This window comes from Porphyromonas sp. oral taxon 279 str. F0450 (assembly GCF_000292995.1).
GTDB classification, from domain to species: domain Bacteria; phylum Bacteroidota; class Bacteroidia; order Bacteroidales; family Porphyromonadaceae; genus Porphyromonas; species Porphyromonas pasteri.
Genome location: NZ_ALKJ01000002.1, coordinates 1 through 4,068 on the forward strand (window position 1 = coordinate 1; position 4,068 = coordinate 4,068).

A 4,068-nucleotide genomic window follows, 5' to 3' on the forward strand; every position below is an offset into this window, starting at 1 on the left:
ACTCGTCCTCGTCTAGGTCGAGAACGTGTATATCGCTATGATCAAGCTCTGTCTGAATCTCCACGTAGAGCTGCCCTTCGTGTACGCCGATGCTCGATATTCGGTTAAGATTCCCTGGTGTGTAGTCAATCTTAACCTCTGGAAGCATCTCGTGCGTACGTAAGTCGATAGCCCCAACGTAGAAGTAATAGTTGAGTGTTCCATAGAAAAGATAGTCTTTGTAGACCGTCGTTACATATGTGCTGGTGTTATAGCCTGGGAACTTATACATTTGAAAGGCTCCAGTCTGTACGTCTAGCTCTGCAAGCTGGTGATTATCTCCACGCTCATATCCATCCTCCCAAAGTGAAGAGTAGAAGAATACTAGTTTGTCGTTTCCATATTTTTGGTAGTGTCTCGGCTCTCGATTTTCCCAGATAATCTTCCCGGATGGCACCTCCACACACAACACACGACTTTTATCTTCTTTCCCCATAGGAGGGAACCATACAATAATCACCTTATCCTCATAGGGATAAACCTGCTTGATATAAGCCCCTGGGTAGTCTAATTCCCAAAGCACAGCACCAGTAGCGAGCTCGATGAGCTGACAAGCACTTTCTTTATGTCTTCCTATGGGGGACCATAGGAGAGCATAGTCTCCAAACTGCTCAACGAGTCTATAGGGATATGATCTAGTCCATAACACCTCCCCATTTTGAATATATCTGTAGATGTATTCCTCTTTCTCTTTATCTCGTTTATTCATGACATAGAAATGGGGGAGTTCACCTATCTTCGGATATCCTACAGCTTTGTCTACTTGTAGCTGTAGCTTGATCCCACTCGAACTCATCTCGTAGATGTCTCCACCAGGAATCATAGCCGCAAACACCCCTCCTCTCAAGCCTGGCTCAAGGAAAAGCATCTTACTAGAAACTTCGACCCCATTCAGTTCTGTGCTTTCTCCGCGAAACCACATAATGCCCAGAGGACTGTTCCGTACGTTTCTTGCCCCACTTATGATCTCTCGTACTTCTTTGATCTTCATAATCTATCTTACTACAAATACCTTATCTAATAAAACTTTAATCATATCATCAGCATCATCATATCCATAGTTTCTGGCCATGTCATCAGTTATTACCGACTCTAACTTATTTCTAAGCTTTTGCAAATCCTTTGCCTGTATCTTCTTTGCATCAAATACCCATTTAAGATTATCCATCCTAGCGTTGAGTCTAGTTAAATCATTAGAGAATTGTTGGATGAAATCTTTTGGTGGTAAGTTTTTCACCGACTTGAATTCGTAATAGACCCTACTTTCTAGAGGATACTCTACAACCATATCTGCAATACGTTTTCTGCCATTAGGTAGTATTTCTTGGACCTCAAAGCTAACCTTTGAGGCACCAGTAAATTCATCAGCATTGTTCGCCAAATAGCGTAGTGTCCATTCTGCACCTTCACGAAATGATGATTCTGTATGTCCCAAGTTATTAACCAGCAGCTCTAAGCCTTTGATTTTATTTGGGGCAAACTTATCAATGAGTACCCTGAGATTAGAAACAATTTGAGCATAACCATCAGTATTGATTGTACTTGCTATTCTTCCTAATAGCTCATCAGTCAGCCCAAAAGCCTTAAAGTTTCGATGATTTCTTATGTCAACAACTACTCTTAAGGCATCAACTTGTTGTGCTAATTTAGGATGCCCTGATCTTATCAAAAGCTCCTGGGCATCAACGATATCACGATGGGGAACAACACGTAAAGCGCCTCTAGTATCAGACTTTAGTAGTCTTTCTAAGGCCTCGTTTGTAGCCCCACGAGCCAACTGTTTCGAACCTCTTTCAATGGCTTCTCTACTAATAGGCTCTATGCTTACCTTAGCTTGATCTTTAATCAGCCCAAACAGAGGTTTGCTGATGTACTCCTCAGCCGTCTTAATTGATTTAGAGGAGATCGATCCAGGAAGTATAAGTGATATACTTGCAAAGCTGGCATTACTATAATCTCCTCGAATCGTACTATAAAAGACATTAAAAGCATCTGGAACAGCATCAAGGCCTACGAAAGCCAGCGCTACGGATGCTCCATCAAGTACTGCATACACAGGCTCATCCACATAACGAGTGAGGACCCAATCGGTCTTATCCGTCAGAGTATGCTCCTGCTTGAAGTAAAAGCCTGAGCGAAGATTAAGATTAAGCTTCTTAAGTACATTCTCGTAGGCATACTGCAAGAGGTAAGCTTCATAATTCTTCAGCCCCTTACCATTATCAGCATCAAGAAAGCCCTCTCTATAGTGTATAGGGTCGGATACTGTATGAGGCTCATACTGATCAAACTGATCAGCATATTCCGCTAGTTTGAAGAATACTGGCCAGTAGTTCTGCTCCAGCCATTTTTGATTGTCATCATGCCCATAACCCTGTGGCGTAATGTTCCCATCGGTGGCACCAAGAGTCTTTAACCTAATACGCTCTCTTGTTTGGTATGTCTGGACAACATTAATCAACTGGTCGCTGCCCTTCTGGATATATGGGATGATAACCCTATTATAAGGATAGCCACTAAGTTCCTTCCCGCCCTTGTGGTCTGCAACCACGGTAATAGAACGAGACGCAGAGAAATACCCCTTATAGAGGGTAACCTTTTTACGAGTCTGACGGAAGACCTCGAGGATAAAATCTTCCATCCCAGCCTGATTCCTGCCAGCCGGATACTTGGAGTTGTCAAAGCGTCCTGAGAGTGGAGCTATCACAGCTTGAGTGCCCTGTGCGACACCAGGCATATAGAAGGTCGATCCAGCTCCCCGCACCAAACCAGGAAGTGTCATATAAGGAATCGTAATAAGGATATCCTTATCCCCTAAGCCTGATTCATTAAAGACTCTTGACGCTAAGGCACTCCATTCCTCAACAGATTTACTTACATAAGGGATGGAACAGGTAACTACGACAAAGCGTCTGCCATTAATCTGCTCATAGGCCTGTAGCTTATCCTGTAGACTCGGATTGAGATGCTTTTGATTGGGAGTCTTACTTAGAGCCTTAACAACTTCCGCTTTAAGCAATGAGATGACCTCCTTGTTTGAAGAAAGCTGATTATCCTCAATGGTCTTACCTTCCTTATGTCTCAGGTCAATAGCATATCGAAGCAGATCCTCAGTAGCTTTGCTAATCTCAATTATAGAAGAGTTAATCTGAACGCGAGACTGAGCACAGCTAGAGCAATCAATAGGGAAGCTCTCACCATCTATGAACAGCAAGCATTTGTCGTAATCAAAACGTAGCTCAGACGGAGTACCTGACTCAACCCACTCAGGGGCAAATGGCTCTCCCCTATCATTCCTATATAGGAAGAACTCCTCACGATTAGTGTCGTAGTTACTTCTATAAACCTCCTCTTGCCACGTGAAGGTAGTAACGGCTCCAAGAGGCACTTGCTCTAGCGAGGCATCACCACAGGCGATAGAGAATATCGTAGCATCCTTAGGAAGAAGGAATAAGCGTCCATTAGGAGCAAAAACGGGCTTCTTAGCCAAGCGTTCAGAAGCTTTGTTGCTTATATGGACTCGCTTGGTCTCCCGGTTAATCTGTGCATCCTTCTCTCTGTCTAGTGCTGTGAATGGAGCTGGGTTAGAGATGATATTCCACTGGAATGCCACGAGCTTGGTCGCCCCCACCGTGTAGTCCATGAGGTTCGCAGTTTCGTTCTGTGACTGCTTACCTCCGTACTCATCGTCGAAGCTATGTTGGAGCGTGAAGAGGCCATGACCCAGTTCGTGGGCTAGGGTACGGGCAAGGCTTTTCCCATTGGGGCTATTGCCTGTAAAGATGTACCCGAAACGACTCTTGCGAGGCATTAAGCCCTCTACATCCTCGAGCTTCGATGACTTGCTTAGCTCTGAGCTAAGCACAAAGACACAGACCTCATCCTTGCCGAGTGGGTGTTGCTCTTCGTAGCTGTCACGGAGCTTCTTAAGGTCTTGCCTGATATGCCCGTTCGATAGCTCTGCTTGGAAACTATCCGTCTCGGAGAGCCTAAACTCTACCCCTACTTGCTGGTAGATGTTATTGAGGT

General features: G+C 44.4%; 2 protein-coding genes. Both read right to left on the minus strand.

Annotation, left to right across the window (positions count from 1 at the left end):
- The coding region (locus tag HMPREF1323_RS00045) for a hypothetical protein (RefSeq protein WP_009432103.1) at positions 1–1,030 on the minus strand (1,030 nt) is incomplete at its 3' end.
- A gap of 3 nt (positions 1,031–1,033) precedes the next feature.
- Positions 1,034–4,068 (minus strand): hypothetical protein (locus HMPREF1323_RS09220; protein WP_009432104.1); only part of this gene is annotated, 3,035 nt, incomplete at its 5' end.